Source organism: Acidovorax sp. K2F, assembly GCF_025246485.1.
Lineage (GTDB): Bacteria > Pseudomonadota > Gammaproteobacteria > Burkholderiales > Burkholderiaceae_C > Acidovorax > Acidovorax delafieldii.
This window is the reverse complement of record NZ_JAOBSQ010000026.1, coordinates 73257-99849: the sequence shown is the minus strand read 5'-3', so window position 1 is coordinate 99849 and position 26593 is coordinate 73257. Positions and strand designations below refer to the sequence as shown.

Here is a 26593-nt window from a genome sequence, read left to right as displayed (position 1 = left end):
CTAGCGCCTGCTTACGAAACGGGAGCCTACTTCTTGGAGAGTGCTGCGCTGCGAATGCCCTGCAGCGTGCCCGTGGGCGTGATCGCCTCGGGGTCGATCAGGCAGTGCAGCACGCTGGGCAGACCGCTGGCGCGGGCGCGGGCGAGTGCAGGGGCGAAGTCTTCGGTGCGCTCCACCCGCTCGCCGTGGCCCCCAAAGGCCTTCGCGTAGGCCTTGAAGTCAGGATTCTTGAGCTGCGTGGCGCTGATGCGGCCGGGGTACTCGCGCTCCTGATGCATGCGGATGGTGCCGTACATGGCGTTGTCCAGCAGCACCACGATGATGGGCAGGCCGTACTGCACGGCGGTCGCAAACTCCTGACCGTGCATCAAAAAGTCGCCATCGCCCGCAAAGATCACCACCTCGCGCTGCGGCCACAGGCGCTTGCCGCCCACGCCTGCGGGCAGACCGTAGCCCATCGACCCGCTGGTGGGCGCCAGCTGGCTCGCGTAGGTGGTGAAGGGCCAGAAGCGGTGAATCCACGTGGCAAAGTTGCCTGCGCCGTTGCAGAAGATCGTGTCGGCGGGCAGCACGTTTTTGAGGTGCTGCATCACCTGGCCCATTTGCAGGTTGCCAGGGATGCGGATGGGCGCCGTGTCGCTCCAGGCCAGGTACTCGGCATGGGCCGCTTCAGCGTGCGCCTTCCAGGGCACTGCCGCCGTGGGTCGCACAGAATTCAATGCAGCTGTGAAAGCCTGTGGCGTGGCGTGGATGGCCTGGGTGGGGCGATACAGCTTGCCCAGTTCATCCGCATCGGCATGCACATGCACCAGGGGCTGCGCGGGGGTGGGAATGTCGAACAGCTCATAGCCCTGCGAGGGCACTTCAGACAGACGCCCGCCCACCACCAGCACCAGGTCCGACGCCTTGATGCGCGCCAGCAGCTTGGGGTTGACGCCCAGGCCCAGGTCACCGCCATAGCAGGCATGTGTGGCCGGGAACAGCATCTGGCGGCGGAACGAGCAGTACACCGGAATGGACCACGCTTCGGCAAACGCCGTGAACTCGCGCACCGCCTGCTCAGACCAGCGGCTGCCGCCCAGGATGGCCACGGGATTTTTGGCGGCTTGCAAGCGCTGCGCCAGCTCGGCCATCTGCGCTGCGCCGGGGTGGGTCTCCGCCACCTGGTAGGGCAACGCATCGGCCACAGTGGCGGCCTCGGTCAGCATGTCCTCGGGCAGCGCCACCACCACGGGGCCAGGGCGGCCCGAGGTGGCGACATGGAATGCGCGCGAGATCAGCTCGGGCACACGGGCGGGGTCGTCAATCTGCACCACCCACTTGGCCATGGTGCCGAACACCGCGCTGTAGTCCAGCTCCTGAAACGCCTCACGCCCCATGGCGTTGCGTGCCACCTGGCCCACGAACAGGATCATGGGCGTCGAATCCTGGTGCGCGATGTGCACACCGGCCGATGCATTGGTGGCACCGGGCCCACGCGTCACAAAACAGATACCGGGCTGGCCGGTGAGCTTGCCCTGCGCCTCGGCCATCATGGCCGCGCCACCTTCCTGGCGGCACACCGTCACGCCGATGTCGGCATCGTGCAGGGCATCGAGCACAGCCAGGTAGCTTTCGCCAGGCACGCAAAACAGTTGCTGTACACCGTGGGTGATGAGCTGCTGCACCAGGATCTGGCCGCCGGTGCGTGGGGTGAGTGAGGTCGTTTTCATATCAACGGTATCGGATCAAAAATTCAGAACAGGGCCTGGCAGGCGCGTTGGATGCGTGCGCAGGCCTCTTGCAAATCGGCGGTAGATGCGGCGTAGGAGATGCGAAAGTATGGTGCCAGACCCAGCACCCCGCCAGGCACCACGGCGACATGGTGCTCGCGCAGCAGGTAGGCGCAGAAGTCGGCATCGGTGCGCAGCAGCATGCCGCCCGGCGTGGTGCGGCCCAGCACACCTTCGCAGCTGGCAAAGGTGTAGAACGCGCCTTCCGGCACACGGCAGCGCAAGCCTGGCGAAGCATTGAGCGCGGCCACGACCAGGTCACGCCGGTCCTGGAACGCTTGGCAGCGCTCGCGCACCACGTCTTGCGGCCCCGTCAGCGCCGCCACGGCAGCCGCCTGGCTGATGGACGAGGGACACGACGTGGCCTGGCTCTGCACCACCGCCATGGCGGCAATCAGCGCCTTGGGGCCTGCGCCGTAGCCCAGGCGCCAGCCCGTCATGGCATACGACTTGGAGACACCGTTCACCGTCAGCGTGCGATCACGCAGCGAGGGCAACACGGCGGCGGGCGTGGCAAAAGCGCGGCCGTCGTACAGGATGTGTTCGTAGATGTCGTCCGCCAGCAACCACACCTGCGGGTGGCGCTCCACCACCTCCAGCACCGGGCGCAGCTGTTCGGCGCTGTAGGCCGCGCCGCTGGGGTTGGAGGGTGAGTTGATGAACACCCAGCGCGTGCGCGGGGTGATGGCGGCCTCCAACTGCTCGGGTGTGATGCGAAAACCGTTGGCCTCGGTGCAGGGCACCACCACGGGTACACCGCCTGCAATCAGCACCATGTCGGCATACGAGGTCCAGTACGGCGCGGGCAGGATCACCTCGTCGCCAGGGTTCACCGAGGCCATCAGCGCGTTGTAGAGGATCTGCTTGGCACCCGCGCCTGCGGTGATCTCGTTGAGCTGAAAGTCCAGCCCGTTGTCGTGCTTGAACTTGTGCTGGATGGCGGCCTTGAGTTCGGCCGTGCCGTCCAGCACCGTGTAGTGCGTCTCCCCCCGCGCCATGGCCTGCTGCGCGGCCTCCAGGATGTGCGCGGGCGTGTCGAAGTCGGGCTCGCCCAGGCCCAGCACGATCACGGGCTGGCCCTGGCGCTTGAGCTGGTTGGCCTCTTGCGTCAGGCGCACGATTTCCGAGACACCGATGGCGCCGAGGCGGTCGGCCGCGCGGAAGGCCGTGGCGGGGATGGCAGCATTCATTGCTGGTAAGTCTCCAGGGGCTTGTCGTTGGGGGTGGCGAACAGCTGGCGCAGCGTGGTGCCCAGTGGAAGGTTCAGGCTCATGTTCTTGGGCGGAATGGGGTTCACAAACCACTTGGTGTAGATCTTTTCCATCTCGCCGCTTTGCATCAGCTTGGTGAGCACACCATCCACCGCAGCCTTGAAGGTGGGGTCGTCCTTGCGAAACAGTAGTGCAATGGGCTCGGCACCCAGCGGCTCGCCCACGATGCGGTAGGCCGAGGGGTCTTTGGAGTTGGCAATCATCCCGGCCAGCAGGTTGTCATCGAGCACAAAAGCGTCGGCGCGGCCCGTTTCAAGCAGCAAGAAGCTCTCATGGTGGTCCTTGCCCAGCACGGTCTTGATGGGCGCGCCACCCAGCGCGCGCTCTTGCTTGCGCAGCAATTGCACGGCGGTGGTGCCGGTGGATGCCGCAATGGTGCGACCTGCGAGCTGGCTGATGGACTTCAGGTCCGAATCCTTGCGCACCGCCATGCGTACTTCGCTCACATAGGTGGTCACCGCAAACGCCACCTGCTGCTGGCGCGCCGTGTTGTTGGTGGTGGGCCCGCAGCCGATGTCCAGCGTGCCGTTTTGCACCAGCGGCAGGGTGTTTTGCGCCGTCACGGCCATATATTCGAGCTTGGCGTCAGGCGCGATTTCCTTGAGCACGCGCTCGCACAGCTCCACGTGGTAGCCCACGTATTTTTCGTTGGCGCCCAGCGCGTAGGCCATGGGTGGCGAAGTCTCGCGCACGCCCAGCACGGCCTTGCCCGATGCCTTGATCTTCTCCAGCGTCGGCTGGGTGACCGTCTGCGCCAGCGCGGGGGCGGTGGCCATGCAGGCCAGGGCCAAGCCTGCAGCGATCGCAGTGAAGGTCTTGCGGGAAATTGCCATGTCGTTGTCTCCGTATGTTTTGTGGTTGGCAGGTGGATGAATCGGTGAAAGAGAAATCGGGCGGCTTTGGTGACGCTCAGATCACGTTCTTTTCGAGCAGCGGCGCATTGCGCGCAATGCGTTCAATGGACAGCGGCGACAGGTCCAGGCTTTGGTAGCGGCCCGTGAGCAACAACTCGGCCACGCCCCGGCCCACAGCCGGGCACTGCTGCAGGCCGTGCCCCGAAAAGCCGTTGGCAAACACCAGGTTGTCGCACGCCGGGTGCAGGCCCACGATGGCGTTGTGGTCGAAGGTGTTCATCTCGTAGTAGCCCGCCCAGGCGCCCTGCATGCGCAGTGCCTCAAAGCCCGGAATTCGCTCAGCCAGCGTGGGCCAGATGTGGTTGTCAAACGCGTCGTACTCGGGCTCCAGCGGGGCAAAGTCATCATCGTTGTCGGCGTTGGGCGCAAAGCCGCAGATGAAGCCTTTGCCCTCGGGCCGCAGCCAGATGCCACTGGTGTCGATGAGCAGTGGGCACCCTGGCAGCGCTGCTGGGCTGGCGAGGTTGAAGACCGTGCGGCGCTTGCCCACAACGGGCAAATCAATGCCCGCCCAGCCCGCAATGGCTGCCGCCCAGGGGCCACCAGCGTTCACGGCGTAGCGGCAAGGCAGCACGGCGCCGCTTTGCAGGCGTACTGCGTTCACATGCAACACGCCGTCGCTGGCCGCCGTGTGCAGCCCCACCGCATCATCGGCCACATAGCGCACGCCCTGGCTCTGCGCCTTCTTGCGCAGCGCCGTCAGCAGCAGGTAGCCGTCAAACCAGCCCTCGCCCGACAGGCCCAGCGAGCCCAGCGCCACGTCCTGCAGCGCCAGCCAAGGAAAGCGCTCTGCCAGTTGCTGCGGGCTGGGCAGCGCCACATCGGCGCCGTGCTGCTTTTGCAACGCATGGTTCTCGCGCAGCGTGGCCTCGCCCGCCTGGGTGGCCAGGTACAGGTAGCCGCCTTCGTGCAGACCGATGTCGGGCACATCGCCGCTGCAGGCCAGCAGCGTGCCCACGTTGCGCAAGAAGTCGATGCCAAACGCCGAGATCTGGATGTTGATGTCCGTCGAGAACTGCTGGCGGATGGAGCTGGCCGACAGCGCCGACGATGCACGTGCATAGGTCGGATCGCGCTCGACCACCACCACCTCGCAGTCCGGCTGCTGCAGCGTGAGGAAGTACGCAATCGCGCTGCCGATGACACCACCGCCAATGATGACGATGGGGTGTGGGTCCTTAGCGATAGGCATGAACGGGGCAACCAGCGCGTGGCTTACACGTCGAACGTCACGCCCTGCGCCAGCGGCAGTGCGGTGGAGTAGTTGATGGTGTTGGTCGCCCGGCGCATGTAGGCCTTCCAGCTGTCCGAGCCCGCTTCGCGGCCACCGCCCGTTTCCTTCTCGCCGCCAAATGCGCCGCCAATCTCGGCGCCGCTGGGGCCAATGTTCACGTTGGCAATGCCGCAGTCCGAACCAGCGGCCGACATGAACAGCTCGGCCTCGCGCACGTTGAGCGTGAAGATGGACGACGACAGGCCCGCTCCCACGGCGTTGTTCATAGCAATGGCTTCGTCGATGGTGCTGTAGCGCACCACGTACAGGATGGGCGCAAAGGTTTCGTGCAGCGCGGGGCCTTCATGGGCTTTCAGCTCCACCAGAGCGGGGCGCACGTAGTACGCATCCGCACCGCCGATGCCTTCCACGCGGCCACCACCGTGCACCGTAGCGCCCAGCGCGCGGCTTTGCTCCAGCGCTTTTTGCATGCCGTCAAACGCAGGGCGGTCGATCAGCGGGCCCACCAGCGTGCCGGGCGTGCGCGGGTCGCCCACCTGCACGTTGGCGTACACCTTGGCCAGCTGGGGCACCAATTGGTCGTAAATGCTGTCGTGCACAAACAGGCGGCGCAGCGTGGTGCAGCGCTGGCCCGCCGTGCCCATGGCGGCGAACGCAATGCCGCGCAGGGCCAGATTCAGATCGGACGTAGGCGCCACGATGGCCGCGTTGTTGCCGCCCAGCTCTAGAATGCCGCGCGCAAAACGCGCTGCCAGGCGCGGGCCAACGGCGCGGCCCATGGCGGTGGAGCCGGTGGCCGAGAGCACGGGCACGCGGGTGTCATCCACCAGCACCTCGCCAAGGTCGCGCTGGCCCACGATCAGCTCCAGCAAGCCTTCGGGTGCGTCGGTGCCAAAGCGTGCAATAGCGCGCTGTGCAATCGCATGCGTGGCCAGGGCGGTGAGCGGGGTCTTTTCCGACGGCTTCCACACCACCGAATCACCGCACACCAGTGCCAGCGCGGCGTTCCACGACCACACGGCCACCGGGAAGTTGAAGGCCGAAATGACGCCGCACACGCCCAGCGGATGCCAGGTTTCCATCATGCGGTGGCCGGGGCGCTCGGTGGCAATCGTCAGGCCATACAGCTGACGCGACAGGCCCACTGCGAAGTCACAGATGTCGATCATCTCCTGCACCTCACCCAGGCCTTCGGACGGGATCTTGCCCGCCTCGATGGTCACCAGCAGGCCCAGGTCGGCCTTGGCGGCACGCAGCTCCTCGCCCAGCAGGCGCACCAGCTCGCCCCGGCGCGGTGCGGGCACATTGCGCCACGCCTGGAAAGCCGCATGCGCGCGGCCGATGGCGGCCGTGGCATCGGTCGCGCTTTGCTGTGGCACCTGGGCCAGCACCTCGCCCGTGATGGGCGAGCGCGCCGCCAGCGTGCCGCCGGTGTACGCCGTGCGGGGCACGCCCAGGCGTTGCAGCAGTTGATCGACTTCGGACACGAGGGAGGTGGCGACAGGGGTGGCGGACATGGCGGCTCGCTAGCTTGGATGGAGGCAGAGAAAGGGAAACAGCGTGGGAAAACACACGCAGTGAATCCGCCAATATCCGCCAATCGCGCCGCGCTGGATAGCAAAAAAATGGAACTACTTGATCACAAATCAGCATGAAGTACCTGAAAATATCAGGACCGCTACCCTATACCCAATAAGCGACATGGGCTCAAAAGGCTCAATTTTTGGCGTCACCAATCATTCCCCCAACGCATGACCCAGTATGACCCTGCTGCGCCGAACCTTCCTGCCCTCTACCGCCGACCTGCTGGCCTTCGAGGCCGCCGCCCGTCACCAGAGCGTGTCGCGCGCGGCCGAAGAGCTGCACCTCACCCAAAGTGCCGTGTCGCGCCAGATCCGCCAGTTGGAAGAGCAAATCGGCACCGCCCTCTTCCACCGCGTGCGCCAGCGCGTGGTGCTGACCGACGCGGGCCGGGTCTACGCGGCCGACGTGCAAAACGTGCTGCAGCAACTGTCGGCCAGCACACAAAAAGCCATGGCGTTCTCCAGCACCGACGGCCTGCTCAACTTGGCCGTGCTGCCCACGCTGGGCACCCGCTGGCTCATCCCGCGCATGGGCGGCTTCATGGCACTGCACCCCGAGGCCATGGTCAACTTCTCGGCCCGCACCGAGCCCTTTGACTTTGCGGGCACGCCGTTTGACGCCGCCATCCACTTCGGTACCCCGCACTGGGCAGGCGCCGTGTGCGAATACCTCATGCACGAAGAAACCGTGCCCGTGTGCAGCCCCACCTACCGAGACCGCCACAACATCCGCACCCCACAGGACCTGACGCGTGTGGTGCTGCTGCAGCAAAGCACCCGCCCCACGCAGTGGGCCGAGTGGTTTGAACTGGTAGGCGCGCCCACCGCCCTGGCCCTGCGTGGCCCCCAGTCTGAACACTTCGCCATGATTACGCAGGCCGCTGTGTCGCACCTGGGCGCGGCGCTGTTGCCGCGCTTTTTGATCGAGCAGGAGCTGGCGGCCGGGAGCCTGGTGGAGCTGTCAGACCAAGTGCTGACGAGCACCGATGCGTACTACCTGGTGTACCCCGAGGCGCGAGCGCAGACGCCGTTGGTGAAAGCGTTCAGGGATTGGGTGGTGGGGGAGTGTGCAGGGCAGCGGCGGCGAGCAACATGAATCCAGCAATAAAGTGGTCAAAGACAAAATCTAGTCAGGAGTAGCTCTGGCGCTTATCTGTAAAGCGCAAGTAGCTATAAAAATGGAAGCAGCGCTGTCAGTTGTTAGAAACAAGAGCGCAGGAAATATCCCAGCAGGTCTGCACAAAGACACAACACGCAGGAACATCGAATGAGCCAGGTACCCGTCGCCAACGGAATGGGGCTTCTCTGGGGCGACTGTGAGCTAGATTCACTAGGCATCAATGGAAGGCATAGGCAATGGCTCAACCACACGTCACGCGAACCCTCGGACCAATTCACTTCGAGGACCTAGACCCTCACCGATTTGAGGACTTGATTCGCCAGCTCGCATACGACTTCCGATCATGGAAGTCCATTGAGTCCACAGGTCGTGGCGGCGCCGACGATGGTTTTGATGTCCGAGCCTTTGAGGAGGTGAAAACACCAGTGATACCTCTCGAAGACGATGTTGACGCAGAAGATGCACCTCATCCAATGGAAGGCAACCTCTGGATGATTCAGTGCAAGCGCGAAAAAGAAGTTGGCCCCAAGAAAGTCGCCACAATCATTTCGGATGGGGTGACAGCACAGGCTCCACCTTATGGCTACATCCTGGCTGCACCTGTGCACTTCTCCAAAGCTGCGCATGATCGATTTCGAGAGGAACTCCGATCTCGAGGAGTTATGGAGTTTTATCTATGGGGTGCTGGCGAACTTGAGGACATGCTGTTCCAGCCGAAGAACGATCACATCCTGTTTGCGTTCTTTGGCATATCACTGGTGTCCAAGCGACGATCCAGAACGGCTTCCGTTCGCTCTGTGGTGTTGGTCAAGAACAAGCTGATGCGTGTCCTTGGAGAGAACCCAACCGGATGCATTCTTGTCCGCGATCTGGACGACGAAAACTATCCATTTGAGGACAACTATCCAGACTTCGACACGAATCCTCGTTGGAAGACGTACAAGGTCGATTCGTTTGACCCTCTTGGTTTGATCGTGACTGTGGCTAGACACTACGCTTTCCTCGACGGCGATAGCAGGGAATGGGACTACACAAGGGCTGTGAATGAGGACCAGCACTTCTTGCACTATCGGAATACTCAGGAGCAACAGCTGCAAGAGCAGCGGCTCGCAGTCAAGGGTTTCTGGGAGCTACTGCCAAGGGCGAACCGCGCGAATTGGGTGCGCCGCGAGCGAATCCGCTTCGACAAAATCGCTTACATAGACGACAAGGGTGACGTCGAATTCGAGATGCCGCACCTATATGTGCCATACGAGCCGAAGCGCGGCCCTTTTTCCGAATACTACGAATGCCTAGAGATCAATGAGCACACACAGGTATCCCTGAAGGATCTCACCCGCAAGAAAATTTTTCCCAATAAGTTCGCTGCGCCCAGCTTCGGAAAAATCCACGACGACCAACGCTTGGCAATTGATGAAGTGACCCGTTCGATGCTTCAGAACGGGCGCCAGGAAGTCACGCTTTACGGTGTCGGCGCCCAATACAGCCATCTGGAGCCAACCGATGTTGCTGTAGTCGACGAACAAAAAACGCGCTCTACCGAAAAGTTGCTTATCAAGATTACAAGCGTCAAGACAGTAAAAGCAGACATCCTGTTGAAGCAGTCTAAGGACAACCTGACCATGCAACACGACATGGAGCGACAAATCGGGCGCACATTAAAGGCTTCAGAAAAGGTCCGCGTCGTGGAGGCCGTCATCATCTATCAGTGGCAGATTGATCAGAACCGCCCCCTGATCTAAAGCCACTCGGGATAGGAGAACTGCAACCGCTCCTGCAGTGTTTCGCTTGCGCTCTCCGGAATAACTCAATGGCGGGGCCCGCAGTGGCTGCAAACTGCCTCTACTCCCCCACTACCCCAATCACCTGCGCCTCGGCTCGCACGGATGACAAACTCTGTGCCGGCCTTCTCAGCGTTGCATCAAACGGATTGATCTTCGGCCCAATCGCGGCCGCCTCGCGTTTGAGCAACTCCACGACGGTCGGCAGACGGTCATCGTTCAGGCGCGCGGAGATAGTGCCAACGCTCAATGCAGCGACGGCCCGCCCTTCGCGGTCCAGGATGGGTACGGCTACACCGGCCATGCCTTCGAGCAAGCCGGTATTGCGGCCCGCGTACCCCAGCTGGCGCACCCGCTCGATCTCGGTACGCAGATACACCTCGTCAAACACACCGTACTCGCGCACGCGCGAGAGGTTGAAGCGGATGACCTCTTCGCGCTCGGCCTCGGGCAAGAAGGCCAGGATGGCCAGCGCACCCTGCCCAACGCCCAGGGCCACGCGGCCACCGATGTCGCCGGTGAAGGAGCGGATGGGGAACGGGCCTTCGCTGCGGTCCAGGCACACCGCATCGAACCCGCTGCGCACCAACAGAAAGATGCTGTCGCCCAGGCTGGCGCACAGGCGCAGCAGCGCGGGGCGGCACAGGGTGCGCAGGTCGCCTGGGTTGCCCGCTTTGGCGGCCAGGGCGAAGAAGTCCATGCTCAGGCGGTAGAGCTTGCTGCGCTCGTCCTGCTCGACCATGCCCTCTGCCACTAGCGATTGCAGCAAACGGTGCGTGGTGCCTTGCGTGAGGCCCACGGCACGCGCCAATTGGGTGACTCGCCCGCCCTCGGCCTGCACGGCCGACAGGGCCCGGATGACGGCAAACACCCGGGGTACGCCGCCGGTGGCGGTGGATGCGGCTTCCATACCTCGCTCCTGTGGAATTCGTTGATCAAACTGAAGGCAGTATATTCCATTGAACGGAATAAATTTAATAAAAATTCTGATTAATGGAATACCCGAAGCATTCTGGTTTGTTTATTGCAATAGATTCAATTGAATCGAGCGGCTGTTCCAGCCTTTGTGCGGCACTTGCACCACCCCGGTGCAAGCACACCAAAGGCCCGCAGCCCATCCATGCAACTCCACAGCAGGTGACACGCACAGCCCCGAGGCAAACCGTGCGATGCCACCACCGGAAAGGCTTTCGCCATGTCGTTTCTCAAGCTCACGGATGTGACCAAGTTCTATGGCAGCACCTGCGCGGTGCAGTCCATGAACCTCACGGTGCAAAAGGGTGAATTTGTGTCGTTGCTGGGCCCGTCGGGCTGCGGCAAGACGACCACGCTGCAGATGGTGGCGGGGTTTGAAGCCGTGACCAGCGGGCGCATCGAGCTCGATGGCAAGGACATCACCCACGCCAAGGCCAACACGCGCGGGCTGGGCATCGTGTTCCAGAGCTATGCGCTGTTCCCGCACATGACGGTGGCGGCCAACGTGAGCTTTGGGCTGGAGATGCGCAAGGTGCCCAAGGCCGAACGCGCCGAGCGCGTGGCCCAGGCCCTGGCGCTGGTGCATCTGGAGCAGCACGCCACGCGCTACCCGCGCGAGCTGTCTGGCGGCCAGCGCCAGCGCGTGGCACTGGCCCGTGCACTGGTGATCGAGCCGCCCGTGCTGCTGCTGGACGAGCCACTGTCCAACCTCGACGCCAAGCTGCGTGAGGAGATGCAGTTTGAGCTGCGGCAGATTCAGCGCAAGGTGGGCACCACCACCATCATGGTCACGCACGACCAGAGCGAGGCCATGTCCATCAGCGACCGCGTGGTGGTGATGGAGGCCGGCCGCGCCACGCAGATCGATCACCCGCATCGCGTGTACGAGCACCCGCGCACGCGCTTCATCTCCACCTTTGTGGGCAAGGCCAACCTGCTGCCCGGCCAGGTAACGCATGCCAATGGCACGCACACGCAGGTGAAGGTGGGCGCCCTCACGATGGAGGTGGACGGTGCCCGCTACCGCCCCGGCGCCGCCGTGCTGCTGAGCGTGCGGCCTGAAAAAGTGCAACTGGTGCCCGCGGTGCAGGGCCGGATGGATGGCCAGGTGTGCGAGCGGTTCTTCCTGGGCAGCCAGTGGCTGTACCGTGTGGGCACCCCCGTGGGCGACCTGATGGTGCTGGCGCCCAACGACGGCCGCGCTGCGCTGGCCGAGGGCGAGCGCACGGGCGTGGACTGGCCCGACCACTGCATGCGCCTGCTGCCCGCCGATGAAACCGCCATGGCCGAGCTGGAGGCCGAAGACACCGCCGCCGAGGTGGCGCCATGAGCCTGGCCACCACCTTGTTGCACAAAAAGGCCGCGCCCTGGTGGCTGTCGGGCCCGGCGCTGGTGCTGTTCACCGTGCTGTTGCTGGTGCCGTTGGCACTCACAGCCGTACTCTCATTCAACGCCTTTGACCCAGCCACCGGAGTGAAGGCGGATGAGTTCACGCTGGAGCATTACGCCCATGTGTTCACCGATTCGTATTACCACACGATCTTCTGGCGCACGTTCTGGATTGCCGGGCTGGTCACGCTGATCTGCGTGGCGATTGGTGCGCCCGAAGCCTACATCCTGAGCCGCATGGGCAACCCGTGGCGCTCCATCCTGCTGCTGGTGGTGCTCGCGCCGCTGCTGGTGTCCGTGGTGGTACGGGCCTTTGGCTGGAGCATGCTGCTGGGGCCTGAGGGGCTGGTGAATGGGCTGTTCGGGCTACTTGGATTTGGCCCCGTGAAGATGCTTTACACCGAGATCGCCGTGGTGATTGCGCTGGTGCATGTGATGCTGCCCTTCATGGTGATCCCCGTGTGGACCTCGCTGCAGAAGCTGGACCCCGGTGTGGAAAACGCGGCGCTGTCGCTGCAGGCCTCGCCCTTCACCACGCTGCGGCGCATTGTGTTGCCGCAGGTGCTGCCCGGCATCCTGTCCGGCAGCCTCATCGTGTTCGGCCTGGCGGCCAGCTCGTTCGCCATCCCCGGCCTGCTGGGCGGGCGGCGCCTGAAGATGGTGGCCACGGTGGTGTACGACGAGTACCTGCACGAACTGAACTGGCCTTTGGGCGCGGCGATTGCGCTCACGTTGCTGGTGGCCAACCTGGTGGTCATGCTTAGCTACAACCGCTTGGTTGAAGGCCGCTACAAGAAAGCACTGGGCTGAATCTATGCAGAAGAACGGACCTTTGGCCCTCGCATTCAACGCGCTGGTCATCACTTTCATGCTCGCCCCGCTGCTGGTGGTGTGCATCGTGGCGTTCACGCCGCACAACACGCTGACGCTGCCCACCACTGAGTTCTCGCTGCGCTGGTTCAAGGCAGTGTTCGCGCATTCGGACTTTGTGCAGTCGTTCTGGAACAGCCTGTGGCTGGCGCTGGCATCGGCCACGCTGGCCACGGTGCTGGCCGTGCCGGCGGGCATTGCCATCACACGCTACGAGTTTGCGGGGCGCGGCTTTCTCAACGGCCTGTTCCTGTCGCCGCTGATCATTCCGCACCTGGTGCTGGGTGTGGCCCTGCTGCGCCTGTTTGCGCTGCTGGGGGGCACGGGCAGCTTTGGCTGGCTGGTGTTTGCGCATGCGCTCATCGTTACGCCCTACACGCTGCGGCTGGTGGTGGCCGCGCTGGTGGGGTTTGACCGCAGTGCCGAGCATGCCGCGCTGTCGCTGGGTGCCAGCCAGGCCACGGTGTTCACGCGCATCACGCTGCCGATGATCCTGCCCGGCGTGACGGGAGGGTGGATGCTGGCCTTCATCAACAGCTTTGACGAAGTGACGATGTCGATCTTTGTCACCTCGCCCAGCACGGTGACGCTGCCGGTGCGCATGTACATGTACGCCACCGAGTCGATTGACCCGCTGATGGCTGCGGTGTCGGCACTGATGGTGGCCCTGACGGCATGCGCGATGGTGATTCTCGACCGGGTGTATGGACTCGATCGCGTTCTGGTCGGCCGGAAATAAATGAGCACCGCAACCATGAGTTCCAGCCAACCTCTGCTCCACCGCGTGGCCGAAAAAGACCGCACACCCGTGCCCTTCGTGCTCGATGGCGAACCCGCCGCTGCGCTCGAAGGCGACACGGTGCTGACCGCCATCCTCACCCACCGCGCCCAACTGCGCCGCAACGAGTTCAGCCACGAGCCGCGTGCAGGCTTTTGCCTGATGGGCGCGTGCCAGGACTGCTGGGTGATGACGGCTACCGGCGAACGCCTACGGTCTTGCGCCACCTTCATCCAGGCGGGCATGCAGCTGACTACCGGAGGGACCGCATGACCGCCCCCACCTTGCAACCCGTGATCGTGGGCGCAGGCCCTGCGGGCATCCGTGCGGCGCAAACCCTGGTGGCTCATGGTGTGCGGCCTATGGTGATCGACGAGGCCGCGCGCGGCGGCGGGCAGATCTATCGCCGCCCGCCCGCCCACTTTGCCCGTAGCCCGCAAACGCTGTACGGCACCGAAGCATCACGCGCCACGGCATTGCACAGCACGCTGGATGGCTTGGCCGCCCACATCGACTACCAACCCAACAGCCTGGTGTGGAACGCCCAGGGTGGCTTGCTCGATGTGCTGCACGGCCTCACACAGACCACGCACACGGTGCCCTACGGCCAGCTCATCGTGGCCAGCGGCGCCACCGACCGCGTGCTGCCCATGCCAGGCTGGACGCTGCCCGGCGTGTACACGCTGGGTGGCGCACAGGTGGCGCTGAAGTTCCAGGGCTGCACCATCGGCCGCAACGTGGTGCTGATGGGCACCGGGCCGCTGCTGTATCTGGTGGCGTACCAATATGCCAAGGCGGGTGCGACGGTTGCAGCAGTGCTGGACACCGCCCGATTTGCCGACCAACTGGCCGCCCTGCCCGGCATGCTGACGCAGCCCGCCGTGCTGGCCAAAGGGATGTACTACGTGGGCTGGCTGCGGGCGCACGGCGTGGCGGTGCACACCGGCGTGCGGCCCGTGCGCGTGGAAGGCGACACGCGGGCGAACGCCGTGGTGTGGAGCGACGGCCAGACAGAGCACACCGTGCCCTGCGATGCCGTGGGCTTTGGTTACGCCCTGCGGTCCGAGACCCAGCTGGCCGACCTGCTGGGCTGCCGCTTTGCCTGGGCCCCGATGCACCGCGCCCACCTGCCCGAGCGCGACAGCGCAGGGCGCACCAGCGTGGCCGGCGTGTACCTGGCGGGGGATGGCGCGGGCATCATGGGCGCCGATGCGGCCGAGTGGGCGGGTGAGCGCGCTGCGCTGGCGCTGCTGGCTGACCACGGCGTGAAGGTGGACACTGCACGCGCGGCGGAGCTGGAACGCAAGCTCACGGGCTTGATGCCATTCCGCCAAGGGCTGGAGCGCGCCTTCCCCTTCCCCACAGATTGGGCAACGCACGCCCCCGACGCGCTGGTGGTGTGCCGCTGCGAGAACATCACAGCCGGTGAGCTGCGCGCCTGTGCCCGCGATGCGGGCGCAGACGAGATGAACCGTCTTAAAGCCCTGACCCGCGTGGGCATGGGCCGCTGCCAAGGCCGCATGTGCGGTGTGGCCGCTGCAGAAATCCTGGCCCAGGCCACAGGCAAGCCTATCGATCAGGTGGGGCGGCTACGTGGGCAGGCGCCCATCAAGCCCATCCCAATCCACCTGCAAGCCCAGGCAGAGGCACGCGCATGACCGCAACCCCAACGATTGACACCGACGTCGCCATTGTGGGCGGCGGCATCATGGGAGCATCGGCCGCGCTGGCGCTGCGCCGCAAAGGTGTGGCAGTGGTGCTGCTGGAGCGCGACCTGTGCGGCTCGCGCTCCAGCGGCGTGAACTACGGCGGCGTGCGCCGCCAGGGCCGGCCTGTGAGCCAACTGCCCCTGGCGCAGCGCGCCCACCAGGTGTGGGCCGACCTGCCCGCGCTGATTGGCACCGATGGCGAGTACCAGCGCAGCGGGCACTTCAAGATCGGACGCAGTGAGGCGGACATGGCTTCGCTGGAAGCCTATGCCCACTTGAGCCGCGACTTCGACCTGGGCATCCAGCTCATCTCGGGCGCCACGCTGCGCGAGCGCTGCCCTTGGCTGGGCGGGCGCGCCGTGGGTGGCTCGCTGTGCCCCGACGACGGCCAGGCCAACCCGCGCTTGGTGTCGCCCGCGTTTGCGCTGGCGGCCAAGCGCGCGGGCGCGCAGATTCTGGAGCGCACTCCAATGACCTCGGTGGAGCACGACGGGCAGCTGTTCACCGTGCGCTCGGGCACCACCGTGGCGGTGCGTGCACCCGTGCTCATCAATTGCGCAGGAGCCTGGGCCGGTGCGCTGGCCGCGCAGTTTGGCGAGGCCGTGCCCATTCACTCCGGCCATCCGGCCATGGCGGTGACCGAGCCCCTGCCCTTTTTCATGCACTGGAGCCTGGGTGTGGAAGGCGGCGGCATCTACTGCCGACAGGTAGCGCGTGGCAATCTCGTTCTGGGTGGTGGCGCAGGTGTGGCGCTGGATGCCAACCGCGCCCGCTCCGAGCGCAGCGCCATCGCTACCCTGGCAGTGCAGGCGGTGGAGCTGCTGCCCGCCCTCAAGAATGCGCACTTCATTCGCACCTGGAGCGGCACCGAAGGCTACCTGCCTGACCGCCAGCCGGTGCTGGGCAAAAGCCACACCACGCCAGGCCTGATCCATGGCTTTGGCTTTGCCGGTGCGGGCTTTCAGATCGGCCCCGGCGTGGGCGAGGTGCTGGCCGAGCTGGCACGCGATGGCCGCAGCACCACGCCGATTGATGCCTTTGCGATTGAGCGATTTCTCCCAACGACGGTGGCTGACGTGGCCAGCACTGCCGCTGCCCACTGACCCCGTTTGCCACCGAAAAAACTCCCCTCCCTACCAGAAAGGAAACCACCATGACCTTCTCCCCCCGCTTTGCCAGCCGCACCCGCCGCGCCCTTGTGACGGCCGCTGCACTGACCGCCGTGGCCGCCACAGGCACCGCCACCGCGCAGACCAAGACGCTGTACATCGGCATGAATGGCGGCACGATGGAGAAGGCGTACACGCAGTACGTGTTCCCGGCGTTTGAAAAGCTGCACGGTGTGAAGGTGGTGGTGGTGCCCGGCACGTCCTCGGACATCCTGGCGAAGGCCCAGGCCAACAAGGACAAGCCCCAGATGCACGTGATGTTTCTGGACGACGGCATCATGGTGCGCGCCATGGGCATGGGCCTGTGCGAAAAGCAAAAGCCCAACCAGCATCTGAACGACATCTACCCCGCCGCGCGCTTCAAGGACGACCTGGCCAGCGGAGTCAGCGTGGGTATGACGGGCATCGCCTACAACACCAAGATGTTTGCCGAAAAGGGCTGGGCCGCACCCACCTCGTGGATGGACTTTGCCGACCCCAAGTACAAGGGCAAGGTGGTGTTCCAGTCCATGCCCTCCTCATCGTTCGGGCTGCACGGCTTCTTGATGTTCAACCGCATCCAGGGCGGCAACGACAAGAACGTGGAACCCGGCTTTGCCAACTGGGCCAAGACCATCGGCCCGAACGTGCTGGAGTACATCCCGAGCTCGGCCAAGATTTCGGAGATGGTGCAAACGGGCGAGGCCGCGCTCTTCCCGCTCACGCCCACGGCCGTGGCTGCACTCAAATCCAAGGGCATTCCGGTGGAATACGCCCAGCCCAAGGAAGGCTCGGTGGTGCTGATGACAGGCCAGTGCGTGATCGCCAAGAACAGCGAGCCCGAGCTGGCGCAAAAACTGGCCGAATTTCTGCTGAGCCCCCTGGCGCAGGCCAACGTGCTGCAGTTTGGCGCGCAGATCCCCACCAACCCCAAGGCGCCTGCCGTGGGTGAAGGTGCCGCCCAGGTCGCGCAGATCAGCCAGTGGATGAAAAACGCCGTGACGCTGGACTGGGACAGCGTGAACGCCAACCGCCCTGCGTGGAACGCGCGCTGGAACAAGACCATCGAGCGCTGAGAGGATATGGAGCGCGTGTGAACAGGCTACACCTGCTCACACTGGCGGGCCGTTTGTGACAAATGTCACCGGCCCCGCCATACCCTGCGGTGGTGGGGTGCCACAAACCGCTTCTTCGACTTCAGAATCCGGCGCCTGGGCATGCTGATTCGTTCAGCCCGTCCGCCACCATTCGAAGAAGAGGGATACCACCATGAAACGCTGGATCAAATGGACCGCAGGCAGCGCGCTGCTGCTGGGCGTGATCGTTGTCGCCACCGCCGCCAGCGGCCTGTACCTGGCCGAGCAAAAGCGCAACCGCTACATCGACATCAAGCCCCGCCCCGTGGCCTACACCACCGATGCGCAGACCATCGAACGTGGGCGCTATCTGTATGCATCGCGTGGCTGCACCGACTGCCATGGCGCACAAGGCACGGGCCGCGAGTTCGTCAACGATGGCAAGGGCACGCGCATCGTGGGGCCCAACATCACGCCGGCTGGCGTGGTGGCGCGCTACCAGCCCGAGGACTGGAACAGCGTGATCCGCCACGGCGTCAAGCCCAATGGCCGCCCGGTGCTGGTCATGCCCAGCGAGGACTACAACCGCTTCACCAACGAAGACCTGAACGCCCTGGTGTCGTATGTGCGCCAGTTCCCCCCCAAGGAGGGCACGCAGGCCGTGGTCGATCTGCCGCACCCTGCCTGGGTGCTGTATGGGCTGGGTGCGATTCCCGACGCGGCCTCGCGCATTGACCACCAACTGGCTCCCTCGCGGCCGACGGCTGCCGGAGTGACGCTGGCCAACGGCCAGTACGTGGCCAACATGTGCATCGGCTGCCATGGTGCCGACCTGTCGGGCGGAAAAATCCCCGGCGGCCCGCCTGACTGGCCTGCGGCGGCAGACATCCGCCCTGGCACACACAGTGCCGACAGTGCCCTGACACGCTACCCCAACGCCGCAAGCTTTGTGGCCATGCTGCGCACAGGCAAGCGGCCTGACGGCACACCCATCCAGGTGATGCCCTTCGAATCGCTGGGTCAGTTGAGCGATGTGGATGCGCAAGCGCTGTACCTGTACCTGAACGCACCCCCTGGCAGCGTGAAGCAGGACGTGGGCAGTGCAACGGCCGGCAGCCAAAAGAGCAGCGCCAACACCGTGCCCTCCGGCCCGGGCGGGCTCAAGCTGCCGGGTTGACTTGAGAGCCTGTGGACGGCCCCGCAGGGGGACGCCCGCAGACACTCGGACGAAAGAGCAGGCGACGGACCACGCCCCCAAAAATCGCTGCCCTGCTGACCCGCCCCCTTTGGACCACCCGCTGTGGTGGCGGGTCAGCTGCCAGGGTGCTGATGTGCCTGGGGAGGCGAGACGGGCGCCAGGCTGTAAGACCCCATGGGCCCACCGGGGCTGTTGGTAGGGCCGGTGGGTGCAGCCGGCGGTGCGCGGCGCACCCGTGGCACCACGCTGAGCTGCACGGTATCGAGCACCGGGCCGGGCACCACATTCAGCGCCTTGCGAGGCAGGTCCACCAGTTGCTCGGCGTGCCACACGCGCACCTGTGCGGCGCCATCCGGCACGCTGGCAAATCGGGCAATGCCATCGTTGTCGGTCTTGAGTGTCCAGGCCGAATCGGTCACAAACACGTGGCCGCGCATGGAACCGTGCAGGTGGCAGCCCAGCAGCACCACGCCAGGGGTGTCGAGTTTGACGTCCGCAAAGTTGGCGGGCTTGCCGTCGGCCTTGCCGGCCAGGCGCAACTCAAAATTGGAACCGGGCGCAGCAGGGGCCGCTGCAGCGGCTACGCCTGTAGGGTTGCCGCGCACATGGTGATCCCAGCGGTCCTGGTTGGTGAAACGCACGGTGGTGCCGGGCATCACCACGGTGACGGCAGGCACAAAACGCATGCGCTCCTGCTCAATGGTGGGGCTGGGCTGCAGCAGGCTGGGGGCCGCGCCCGCAGTGGCACCGGGGTACACCACCACCACGGCGTCGGGCACGGGCTTGCCCTCGCGGTCCAGCACCTGAATTTGAACATTTCCGGCCCAAGCGCTAGTGAATATTGCGCTAGCAGCTATTAAAAATATAGCGTTTTTCATTGTCTTACCGCTTGGTGATCACGTCACGGTGCATGGGCGCCAACAACGCCAGCAGGCGGTTTTGTTGAGCGAACGGTATGCCCTGGGCATCCATGGCGCTTTGCAGCACCTCCACCAGGGCGTTGAAGTGGCCCTTGTTGATGTCCATGTCGGCATGGGCCGATTTCATGTCAGCGCCTTCATATTTGCAAGGACCCCCGCTCAACTGGCAAAACTGGTCGGTCAGGCTCTCCTTGAGGGCGGCTGGTTTGGTGTCCTTGAAGTGGCTGCCGATGCGTGGGTCCTTGACCACACGGTTCACAAAATCGTCCACCAGGCGGGTGATGCCAGGCTTTTCGCCCAGGGCCTGGTACAGGCCGGCAGGGGCTGCAGTGTTCGCCACCGGAGCCGCAGCGGTCTGCGCAAAGGCCGGGGCAGCCAGCAAGCCGCTCAGGGCGATGGCCAGGGCGATGAGGTTTTTGGAGTGGGTCATGAAAATCTCCTCAGAAAGCGACTTGGGCCGACAGGTAGTAGCCCGTCTGGCGGCGGTTTTGGGTGATGCCGGGCACGATGCGGCCCAGATCCACATAGGCCAACGTGAGCGACACGTTCTTGCTGGGCGCCCAGGCCACAAAGATGTCCTTCCAGTCGTCTTCGCGCAGCGCAGCACCCAGGCCGGCCGCAGCGCCCAGCGCCTGCAGGTTGTTGGGCTTGAAGCGGTATTCGGCGCCCACCGCCAGGTTCTTGCTGATCAGGTACGCCACCGAGAACTCGGGCTGCAGGCTGCGGCTGTTCTTGCCGGGCACGGCCGAGCCAAAGCCCAGCAGGCCGTTCTGGTTGGCGTTGGTGTAGCGCAGCGTGCCATTGACCAGCACGCTTTGCGCCAGCAGCAGCTTGGTGGCGCTCACGTACACATCGGTGCCGCTGGTTTTGGTGCCCAGAAAGTCCAGCACTGACCTGATGGAGCCCGGGTGCACCTGCTTGTGCTCCAGCCCCACCGCAATCTGGGGCATCCAGCTGTCGCTGTTGAGCACCGCGTCGCCCGCCACCTTGAGCTTGATGCCGAGCACATCCATCTTGATGTGCTGGCCGGGTATCACGCCAAACGGCGCAATGCCGTTGAGCGCGATCGCGGGCGAGGCATCAAAGTCCTGGCGCGCCAGCGACAGCTCCAGGCGGTCGTGCAGGCCCAGGGCCACGCCATAGCCGTTCAGGCTGTAATCCTGGGTCGCAGCACGGGTGGCATAGGCGCTGACACCCACCTCGCCCTCGGTGGCGTTGCTGCCAATCACTGCCCAGGGGGTCAGCCCGCCGCCCGCCGATCCGGCGATGGTGCTGACACCACCGGTGAGCAGCAGCTTGCCGGTATCGGCCTGGGCCGCACTACAGGCCAGTGCAACGCCAGCCAGCACGGCGATGGAAAGGGGACTCTTCATGGGGCGCTCCTCGTGTTTGTAAATAATTGCTACGACAGCGTCATTACGCACACGGGCGGCGTCCAGATGTGAATCCAGAGTGCCGCAAAGGGTCTTTAGCGCCTGATCAGGGTCTGGCCCCCACGACGGACCGGGCACCGTTCTCGTCAGCCAGCGAAGGCAAGGCGCTCCACGGTCCAGTACAGCGACAGCACCAGCAACGCGACGGAGCCCCCACGCACCACCACCGAGCGGTACCACGCCCTGCGCGCCAATGCCACCGAGACCGCGCACCACAGGGCGACCACCATCAGTTGGCCCACTTCAACCCCCAGGTTGAACCCCGCCAGGGCCCACAACAGCGAAGCCCCCACCACGCCCGCTTCGACCAGCACCCCGGAAAAACCCAGCCCGTGCACCAGCCCAAAGCCCAGAGCAAGCCAGCTACTGCGCAGGCCTTGGACGGGAAACAGGTTCAGCAACGCCGAGATGCCGATGCTGATGGCAATGGCGGGCTCCACCCAGTTGCCCGACACGGTGACCCAGCCCAGGCCTGCCAGTGCCAGCGTGATGGAATGGCCCACGGTGAAACAGGTCACCGTGAGCAGGAGCGCCTTGATCCCGGCGAAGCGGTCCCTGGCGCCGGAGGCCGGGGTTTCAGCGATCGGCGTTGTGCCGGACTCCGCGTGCAATGGCAGATCGCGGTGGCGGGGCTGCGGCCGCGCCAGGGAGATGGGCAGCAACAGTGCCAGCAAAAAGGCCAGGTGGTCGTAGCCAGACAGGATGTGGTGCACCCCCTCGGTCACAAAGTGCAGCAGCGTGGCCAACCCGCCGCGTGGGGCGCCGGGCTCTGTTGCGTCCGCACCTTGAGCCCCTTCCGCACCGTCTGCCCCCGCTTGTCCTGCGCGGCTGCCCGCAGAGCGCAGGTCGGTGCCCGAGCGCCCGTCAGGGGCCAGCACGGCTGCCAGCGTCTGGCCGCTCAACGCGCCGCCCACCAGCAGGCGGTGTGTGGGGTCGATGCCCTGCAGCAGGCCGTAGCGCAGGGTGACCGCCTGGGCTGGCGCACAGGGCAGCGTGGCAGCCAGCCGCGCGTAACGCCCATCGGTGCGCTGCTCCAGCGCTTCAAAGCGCCAGGCAGGCACCGTCGCCGCTCCGTCGCACTGCCACAACATGCCCTGACCCACCCACTGGACGATGGCGGGCATGGACTGCCGCACCTCGCCCCATGTGAGCTGGCGGTCGCCATCGGCATCGAGCTGCTCCAGCGCGGCATCTACATCCTTCAAGGCCACCGACAGCACAAGGCCTATCGATGCGCCCGCCCCTGCAGTGCCCTGGGGTGCCAGCGCATCCGTCACCTGCAGATAGGCGTCGCTGGCCTTGTGGGCCCAGGCGCTGGGCGCCAGTGCTGCGGCAGTCAACGCGACAGCCACCATGGCCCGCAGGGAACGCCCGTGTGGGCGCAGGAGGCCCGTTATCCAGTGCATGCAGCGCATCATTGGGCTCCCCGGGTCTGCCAGCGCGCCAGACGCAGGTCTTGCAGCCCTGCTTGCTGCAGGGCCTGCCGCACGGCCTGGTGGGCAGCAGCGTCGCCCGACTGCTCAGAGGTCTGCAGTGCAAGCCACCAGTCGAGGGGCTCTTTTTGCAGGGCAAGGTTGGTGCGGGCCGCCTTCCATGCGGCGGCGGGTTGCCCCTGCAACCACAGCGCCAGCAAGGCACGCTCCCGGGCGTGGGCGTCCAGCCCCTCTCCGCGCGCCGCGATGGCGGCAAAACGCGCTTCCAGGTCGCGCACTAGGGGCTGCCACGCGGCGTCCTCCATCAGCCGAAGGGCCTGCGCGCGCCGCAGCAGCACGGAGTCGCTGTCGGGCTGGTGCCGGAGCACCTCCAGCGCGGCGCTCGCACGATTGCGGCGCAACAGCTGGTCGGCATAGGCCAGCGCGGTGTAGCCGTCGGGGGCATCGGCCAGGCTGCGGCGGTAGGCCGCGTCGGCAGCGTCATCGCGCCCTGCGCGCTCTTCGCTCTCGGCCAGCAGCGACCCGATCCAGGCCCGCTGGGCGGCATCCCCCGCAACCTGCTGTCGCAGGGCGGTGAAGCCATTGCGTGCGGCATCGTGCTGGCCTTGCAGTGAACGGGTTTCGAGCAGGCAGGCGGTGGCGTACAGCGCAGCACCATAGCGGGCTACGTTGCGGCAGGCGGCCTCGGCGGCCTCATAGCGCGCGGCCACACGCTCCAGCGTGGCCAGCGTGAGCCAGCCCTGCACCTGTGCGGGGTTGGTTTGCAAGGCGCGCTCCAGCGTGGCGCGCGCGGCTGAAAATTCATGGCGCCCTTGCTCTACGGTGGCCTGCAACACCAGCAGATCGGCCGGGGCGTCTGCCTGGCCCCACCAGCGAGCCAGGGCCGCCTGTGCCCGGCCCAGGTAACGCGGGTCCGCCGTCTCGCGTGACAGCGTGATCCAGCGCCGGGCCGTGGCGGCAGCGGCCTGGGGCGTGACGGGGGCTGCGCTCACACGCTCGGGCAGACGCTCGACCACATCGGCATCGAGGCCAGGTGGCAAGTCCTGCGGCAAGGCCGCCAGGGCCGTGCCCGCCCAGAGCACCAGGCACAAGGCCACGCACACACAGCGATGAGGTTTCTTCATGGGCTCGTGACAACAGCGGATATCGAAAGAGACACAATCAGCCACGCACGCCCTGGCCACACCCCTTCAGGGCGCAGCCAGGACATCGCGCGAGGGTCAGAGCCGCGAATCGGGCTCTTCAGCCTCGGTGCTGGACAGCACCAGCTGGTCCACCGCCTGAGGCTCGGCGGTGTCCGACGCGCCGCTGGCCACAATGGGCTGCACATACGCGAACGCATTCACCATCACGGGGCCCCCATTGCCAGGGTCTGCCGTGTTGTCGCCGCTACCGCCCCCGCCGCAACCGGTGATGGCCAATGCCGCCACCGAAGTAAGGGCCAGGTGCTGAATCCGAAGGTTCTTTTGCATGGTGTGGCTCCTTCGGATCAGAAGTTCTTGGCACCAGGCAGCGGTGGGTTCACATACGGAAACGCCGTACGGTAGTCCGTCGCCTTGGTGCGCGAGCCGTCCACAAACGCTACCCCTCCTGCCGGGGCATCACCCGGCTTGCAGCCCACCTTGAGCGTGTCCGTGGCACCCGTCACCGTGCACAGCGCACCCATGGCCACGCGCAGCGATACGTCCACCACGTCGTCGCCCAAGCGGCGGCCGTTCGGGAAGCCGGCCGCATCCCCTGCCACCACCCCCAGCGAGTTCTGCGCAGCCGCAGCTGTGGCGGCAATGCCCGTGTTCAAGCGCAGCATTTCGGCCAGGGGGCCGCCGGCACCCAGGCCGGTGACGTTGCCGGGGCGATTGACGGTGGGCAGCCCCGTGAGGAAGGCCGTCATCAGGTCGGTGCGCGGGAAGTTCGTGGGGGCCTTGGCGCCAAACAGCGTCTCGACCAGCGCGGGCAGCGTGGGGTGCGTCACGTAGTCCGCAAAGTTGGCCGCATCATCCTTGGGCTTGGATGCGTTGAACTTGTCCTTGTCCTTGAGGCCAATCACCACCTCGTTGACCAGCGGCATGCCCAGGCGCGAGACCTGCGTCCATGCGCCACCGGCCTTCTCGCTGGCCTGCAGGCCCGAGTCTGGCTTGCCATTGAGCAAGCGGGCCTGGCGCAGGCTGGCAGTGGTCCAGCCGCCAATGACCTTCTCGCCCGATGCCGCCGTGAGGCAGTTGGTGGGCACTTCCACCGCGAGCGACGTCACGTTCTTATTGGCAATCTGGCCCGCGCCGAAGGCCGCAGCATTCGACTCGCTGGTGATGACGGCGGCAGGTGCATTCACCAGATCAAAGATGGTGCCCAACGACACCGGGAACGGGTCCTGCCGCTGGCCCACAAACACCTTGCCGGGGGTGGCGCAACCGGGGATGTTGATGCCATACACATACTTGCCGGCATAGGCGTCGTAGGCAGCCGCATTGCCCAGCGATTTTTCACCGATGTAGTCGATGGGCTTGGTAAAGGTGGTGCCCCCACCGGCCATGGTGATCTGCTCGCGCTTGCCGGTACGGCGGTCGCCGCGCACGATGAACATCTCGTACTCTTCGCGGTAGGCCAGCGGGTCGCCCGCTGCGCCGCTGATGCCACCGGCGTTGCGCAGCGGAATGGCCACCTTCTTGCGGGCACCATCAGGACCGATATCGAGCGTGATGCCGTTGCCACCGTTGTTCAGCGTGTTCTTGAAGCGGAACTGAAAGGTGATGTCCTCCGCTGCGTCGCCGTTGTTGTCGATGTGGATCTCGTACAGCGCATTCGAGTCCAGGCTGAAGTAGTTGGGGCCGCCGTAGGCATCCTGCAGCGGCAGGTAGTTGGCGATCATGGTGACAAAACCCGCTCGACCCGGTTCGTAGCTGTTGAACAGGTAGAAGTCACTGCCGTCAACCTTGGGCTGGGTCGTGATGAACGGCGCCTCGCGGTGGCTGGACGCCAGACTGACGCCCGCTGCGCTGGCAGCCAGAACAGCCAGCACGGCCACACTGATTTTTTTCAATGGCATGGGGATCTCCTCGTAGGTGGATGGTGGGGTGCCAAGCACCCCACCTTGAATACGACGAAGAGAAACCCGTGGATTCAATGGTGGCGACTATTCTTTTCTTTTGCCACCGGTTCTTCCAGACCTGTACGCAACTGCCTGAAACCCAGGTGTCAGGTGGCCTTGCGGATCAGAGCGCCCTTGAACAGCACCGGCCCGGTCGGACCTGTGGCGCTGGGCACACCCCCCTTGGGTTCCAGACTGATGGCCAGCGTGGGGACTTCTTTCACATCGCCCTCCTGGGCCACCAGCTTGAGCAGCTTGTCCTGCCCCAGCACGCCCAATGAGCGCGGGCCGCCAGCGGGCGGCAGCGCCCACAGTTGCAAGGACTTGTCCGTCCCCTCCTGGAAACCGCCCACGCGCTGCAGCACGAGCTGGTTGTTCTTGGGGTCGAACGTCACCAGCATCGACGCGTCGGCCTTGTCATCGGCCAGCACCGCCACGTACTGGATCTGGGGCGTGGCCTGCAGTTGTTGCTGCAGTGCGGCGATCTGCGCGCCCGTGGTGGCACGCAGGCCTCCATTGACCTGCACGCCCACCACCACAGCCGCCAGCGTGGCGATGGCGCCCGCAGCCGCCGCACCGCGCCACACCAGCAGGTTGCGCCACCAGCCGCTGGGGGCCACTGCGGCCTGGTGCACACGGGCCGCCTGCATGGCTGCCGCAGCCCGGTCGGCCTGCACCAGGTTGTCGATGCGCGTCCACACGGCGGGCGCGGGGTGGATGGCGGGCTGCAACTCGGTCAGGCCGGACCAGCGGGTCTGCCAGACCAGCGCGGCAGCGCGCACGGTGGCGTGTTCGCGGGCCAGGCTTTCAAATCGGCGGCGGGCGCCGCCACGCAGTGTGCCCAGGGCGTAGCTGGCAGCCAGGCGGTCGAGCAGTTCGGGGTGTTGGGTAATGTTCATGGCAA

At 65.3% G+C, this 26593-nt stretch carries 24 protein-coding genes; 10 read left to right on the top strand and 14 right to left on the bottom strand.

Annotated elements, in window-relative coordinates; all coding sequences use genetic code 11:
• Positions 1–26: 26 nt before the first annotated feature.
• From N4G42_RS07675 to N4G42_RS07655, 5 genes are all read right to left on the bottom strand, one after another.
• Complete coding sequence (locus N4G42_RS07675; protein WP_260666763.1) at positions 27–1712, bottom strand: thiamine pyrophosphate-binding protein; 1686 nt, start codon at positions 1710–1712, stop codon at positions 27–29.
• A gap of 23 nt (positions 1713–1735) precedes the next feature.
• Entirely contained in the window at positions 1736–2962 is a 1227-nt protein-coding gene (locus tag N4G42_RS07670; protein WP_260666762.1) for a pyridoxal phosphate-dependent aminotransferase, read from the bottom strand.
• On the bottom strand, positions 2959–3876 hold the full coding sequence (locus tag N4G42_RS07665; RefSeq protein ID WP_056747551.1) for an amino acid ABC transporter substrate-binding protein: 918 nt from the start codon (positions 3874–3876) through the stop codon (positions 2959–2961). Before N4G42_RS07665 ends, N4G42_RS07670 begins: the two co-directional genes overlap by 4 nt.
• 76 nt (positions 3877–3952) lie before the next feature.
• A complete protein-coding gene (locus tag N4G42_RS07660) occupies positions 3953–5149 on the bottom strand; it encodes an FAD-binding oxidoreductase (protein ID WP_260666761.1) in 1197 nt (398 codons plus the stop codon).
• A gap of 23 nt (positions 5150–5172) precedes the next feature.
• Complete coding sequence (locus tag N4G42_RS07655; protein ID WP_260666760.1) at positions 5173–6708, bottom strand: aldehyde dehydrogenase family protein; 1536 nt, start codon at positions 6706–6708, stop codon at positions 5173–5175.
• 244 nt (positions 6709–6952) lie between these two features.
• Here N4G42_RS07655 and N4G42_RS07650 point away from each other — a divergent pair, with 244 nt between their 5' ends.
• Both N4G42_RS07650 and N4G42_RS07645 read left to right on the top strand, forming a co-directional pair.
• On the top strand, positions 6953–7870 hold the full coding sequence (locus tag N4G42_RS07650) for a LysR family transcriptional regulator (RefSeq protein ID WP_260666759.1): 918 nt from the start codon (positions 6953–6955) through the stop codon (positions 7868–7870).
• Positions 7871–8205: 335 nt separating this feature from the next.
• The gene (locus N4G42_RS07645) at positions 8206–9636 is read left to right on the top strand and encodes a hypothetical protein (protein WP_409557807.1); all 1431 of its coding nucleotides are present in this window, start codon (positions 8206–8208) and stop codon (positions 9634–9636) included.
• Positions 9637–9736: 100 nt separating this feature from the next.
• Here the strand turns inward: N4G42_RS07645 and N4G42_RS07640 are convergent, their stop codons facing one another.
• The gene (locus tag N4G42_RS07640; protein WP_260666757.1) at positions 9737–10585 is read right to left on the bottom strand and encodes an IclR family transcriptional regulator; all 849 of its coding nucleotides are present in this window, start codon (positions 10583–10585) and stop codon (positions 9737–9739) included.
• Positions 10586–10870: 285 nt separating this feature from the next.
• On the opposite strand from N4G42_RS07640, the gene N4G42_RS07635 reads away from it, so the two are divergent.
• The 8 genes from N4G42_RS07635 to N4G42_RS07600 all read left to right on the top strand — a co-directional run bounded on the left by N4G42_RS07635 (position 10871) and on the right by N4G42_RS07600 (position 18797).
• The gene (locus N4G42_RS07635; RefSeq protein WP_260666756.1) at positions 10871–11980 is read left to right on the top strand and encodes an ABC transporter ATP-binding protein; all 1110 of its coding nucleotides are present in this window, start codon (positions 10871–10873) and stop codon (positions 11978–11980) included.
• Positions 11977–12849: an ABC transporter permease gene (locus N4G42_RS07630; RefSeq protein WP_260666755.1), complete on the top strand. Its 873-nt coding sequence runs from the start codon at positions 11977–11979 to the stop codon at positions 12847–12849. Before N4G42_RS07635 ends, N4G42_RS07630 begins: the two co-directional genes overlap by 4 nt.
• 4 nt (positions 12850–12853) lie before the next feature.
• Positions 12854–13648 (top strand): ABC transporter permease, encoded by a 795-nt coding sequence (locus N4G42_RS07625; protein WP_218300525.1) that lies wholly within the window; start codon positions 12854–12856, stop codon positions 13646–13648.
• Positions 13649–13663: 15 nt separating this feature from the next.
• Complete coding sequence (locus N4G42_RS07620) at positions 13664–13960, top strand: (2Fe-2S)-binding protein (RefSeq protein WP_260666754.1); 297 nt, start codon at positions 13664–13666, stop codon at positions 13958–13960.
• Entirely contained in the window at positions 13957–15345 is a 1389-nt protein-coding gene (locus N4G42_RS07615) for an FAD/NAD(P)-binding oxidoreductase (protein ID WP_260666753.1), read from the top strand. Before N4G42_RS07620 ends, N4G42_RS07615 begins: the two co-directional genes overlap by 4 nt.
• On the top strand, positions 15342–16499 hold the full coding sequence (locus N4G42_RS07610; protein ID WP_260666752.1) for an NAD(P)/FAD-dependent oxidoreductase: 1158 nt from the start codon (positions 15342–15344) through the stop codon (positions 16497–16499). The genes N4G42_RS07615 and N4G42_RS07610 overlap by 4 nt, the downstream gene beginning before the upstream one ends.
• 50 nt (positions 16500–16549) lie before the next feature.
• Positions 16550–17620 (top strand): ABC transporter substrate-binding protein, encoded by a 1071-nt coding sequence (locus N4G42_RS07605; RefSeq protein WP_260666751.1) that lies wholly within the window; start codon positions 16550–16552, stop codon positions 17618–17620.
• A 193-nt stretch (positions 17621–17813) separates the two neighbouring features.
• Positions 17814–18797 (top strand): c-type cytochrome, encoded by a 984-nt coding sequence (locus N4G42_RS07600; RefSeq protein WP_108497835.1) that lies wholly within the window; start codon positions 17814–17816, stop codon positions 18795–18797.
• Positions 18798–18931: 134 nt separating this feature from the next.
• On the opposite strand, the gene N4G42_RS07595 is transcribed toward N4G42_RS07600, so the two are convergent.
• From N4G42_RS07595 to N4G42_RS07560, 8 genes are all read right to left on the bottom strand, one after another.
• Positions 18932–19621, bottom strand: coding sequence for a plastocyanin (locus N4G42_RS07595; protein WP_260666750.1), 690 nt, complete (start codon positions 19619–19621; stop codon positions 18932–18934).
• Positions 19622–19700: 79 nt separating this feature from the next.
• A complete protein-coding gene (locus tag N4G42_RS07590; RefSeq protein WP_056061238.1) occupies positions 19701–20168 on the bottom strand; it encodes a group I truncated hemoglobin in 468 nt (155 codons plus the stop codon).
• A 10-nt stretch (positions 20169–20178) separates the two neighbouring features.
• The gene (locus tag N4G42_RS07585; RefSeq protein WP_260666749.1) at positions 20179–21111 is read right to left on the bottom strand and encodes a DUF3034 family protein; all 933 of its coding nucleotides are present in this window, start codon (positions 21109–21111) and stop codon (positions 20179–20181) included.
• Positions 21112–21257: 146 nt separating this feature from the next.
• The gene (locus tag N4G42_RS07580; protein WP_260666748.1) at positions 21258–22577 is read right to left on the bottom strand and encodes a HupE/UreJ family protein; all 1320 of its coding nucleotides are present in this window, start codon (positions 22575–22577) and stop codon (positions 21258–21260) included.
• Between the two features lie 8 nt (positions 22578–22585).
• The gene (locus tag N4G42_RS07575; protein WP_260666747.1) at positions 22586–23728 is read right to left on the bottom strand and encodes a hypothetical protein; all 1143 of its coding nucleotides are present in this window, start codon (positions 23726–23728) and stop codon (positions 22586–22588) included.
• 96 nt (positions 23729–23824) lie between these two features.
• A complete protein-coding gene (locus N4G42_RS07570; protein ID WP_108499985.1) occupies positions 23825–24076 on the bottom strand; it encodes a hypothetical protein in 252 nt (83 codons plus the stop codon).
• A 17-nt stretch (positions 24077–24093) separates the two neighbouring features.
• Positions 24094–25647 carry a DUF4331 domain-containing protein gene (locus N4G42_RS07565; RefSeq protein WP_260666746.1) on the bottom strand — a complete coding sequence of 518 codons (1554 nt, stop codon included), beginning with the start codon at positions 25645–25647 and terminating at the stop codon, positions 24094–24096.
• Between the two features lie 149 nt (positions 25648–25796).
• Positions 25797–26588 carry an anti-sigma factor domain-containing protein gene (locus N4G42_RS07560; protein ID WP_260666745.1) on the bottom strand — a complete coding sequence of 264 codons (792 nt, stop codon included), beginning with the start codon at positions 26586–26588 and terminating at the stop codon, positions 25797–25799.
• Between the last annotated feature and the right edge of the window lie 5 nt (positions 26589–26593).

Excerpts from the sequence above, each read along its gene's own strand:
- N4G42_RS07675 (WP_260666763.1), bottom strand. The coding sequence starts at position 1,712 with ATGAAAACGACCTCACTCACCCCACGCACCGGCGGCCAGATCCTGGTG.
- N4G42_RS07670 (WP_260666762.1), bottom strand. The coding sequence starts at position 2,962 with ATGAATGCTGCCATCCCCGCCACGGCCTTCCGCGCGGCCGACCGCCTC.
- N4G42_RS07665 (WP_056747551.1), bottom strand. The coding sequence starts at position 3,876 with ATGGCAATTTCCCGCAAGACCTTCACTGCGATCGCTGCAGGCTTGGCC.
- N4G42_RS07660 (WP_260666761.1), bottom strand. The coding sequence starts at position 5,149 with ATGCCTATCGCTAAGGACCCACACCCCATCGTCATCATTGGCGGTGGT.
- N4G42_RS07655 (WP_260666760.1), bottom strand. The coding sequence starts at position 6,708 with ATGTCCGCCACCCCTGTCGCCACCTCCCTCGTGTCCGAAGTCGATCAA.
- N4G42_RS07650 (WP_260666759.1), top strand. The coding sequence starts at position 6,953 with ATGACCCTGCTGCGCCGAACCTTCCTGCCCTCTACCGCCGACCTGCTG.
- N4G42_RS07640 (WP_260666757.1), bottom strand. The coding sequence starts at position 10,585 with ATGGAAGCCGCATCCACCGCCACCGGCGGCGTACCCCGGGTGTTTGCC.
- N4G42_RS07635 (WP_260666756.1), top strand. The coding sequence starts at position 10,871 with ATGTCGTTTCTCAAGCTCACGGATGTGACCAAGTTCTATGGCAGCACC.
- N4G42_RS07630 (WP_260666755.1), top strand. The coding sequence starts at position 11,977 with ATGAGCCTGGCCACCACCTTGTTGCACAAAAAGGCCGCGCCCTGGTGG.
- N4G42_RS07625 (WP_218300525.1), top strand. The coding sequence starts at position 12,854 with ATGCAGAAGAACGGACCTTTGGCCCTCGCATTCAACGCGCTGGTCATC.
- N4G42_RS07620 (WP_260666754.1), top strand. The coding sequence starts at position 13,664 with ATGAGTTCCAGCCAACCTCTGCTCCACCGCGTGGCCGAAAAAGACCGC.
- N4G42_RS07615 (WP_260666753.1), top strand. The coding sequence starts at position 13,957 with ATGACCGCCCCCACCTTGCAACCCGTGATCGTGGGCGCAGGCCCTGCG.
- N4G42_RS07610 (WP_260666752.1), top strand. The coding sequence starts at position 15,342 with ATGACCGCAACCCCAACGATTGACACCGACGTCGCCATTGTGGGCGGC.
- N4G42_RS07605 (WP_260666751.1), top strand. The coding sequence starts at position 16,550 with ATGACCTTCTCCCCCCGCTTTGCCAGCCGCACCCGCCGCGCCCTTGTG.
- N4G42_RS07600 (WP_108497835.1), top strand. The coding sequence starts at position 17,814 with ATGAAACGCTGGATCAAATGGACCGCAGGCAGCGCGCTGCTGCTGGGC.
- N4G42_RS07590 (WP_056061238.1), bottom strand. The coding sequence starts at position 20,168 with ATGACCCACTCCAAAAACCTCATCGCCCTGGCCATCGCCCTGAGCGGC.
- N4G42_RS07585 (WP_260666749.1), bottom strand. The coding sequence starts at position 21,111 with ATGAAGAGTCCCCTTTCCATCGCCGTGCTGGCTGGCGTTGCACTGGCC.
- N4G42_RS07580 (WP_260666748.1), bottom strand. The coding sequence starts at position 22,577 with ATGCACTGGATAACGGGCCTCCTGCGCCCACACGGGCGTTCCCTGCGG.
- N4G42_RS07575 (WP_260666747.1), bottom strand. The coding sequence starts at position 23,728 with ATGAAGAAACCTCATCGCTGTGTGTGCGTGGCCTTGTGCCTGGTGCTC.
- N4G42_RS07570 (WP_108499985.1), bottom strand. The coding sequence starts at position 24,076 with ATGCAAAAGAACCTTCGGATTCAGCACCTGGCCCTTACTTCGGTGGCG.
- N4G42_RS07565 (WP_260666746.1), bottom strand. The coding sequence starts at position 25,647 with ATGCCATTGAAAAAAATCAGTGTGGCCGTGCTGGCTGTTCTGGCTGCC.
- N4G42_RS07560 (WP_260666745.1), bottom strand. The coding sequence starts at position 26,588 with ATGAACATTACCCAACACCCCGAACTGCTCGACCGCCTGGCTGCCAGC.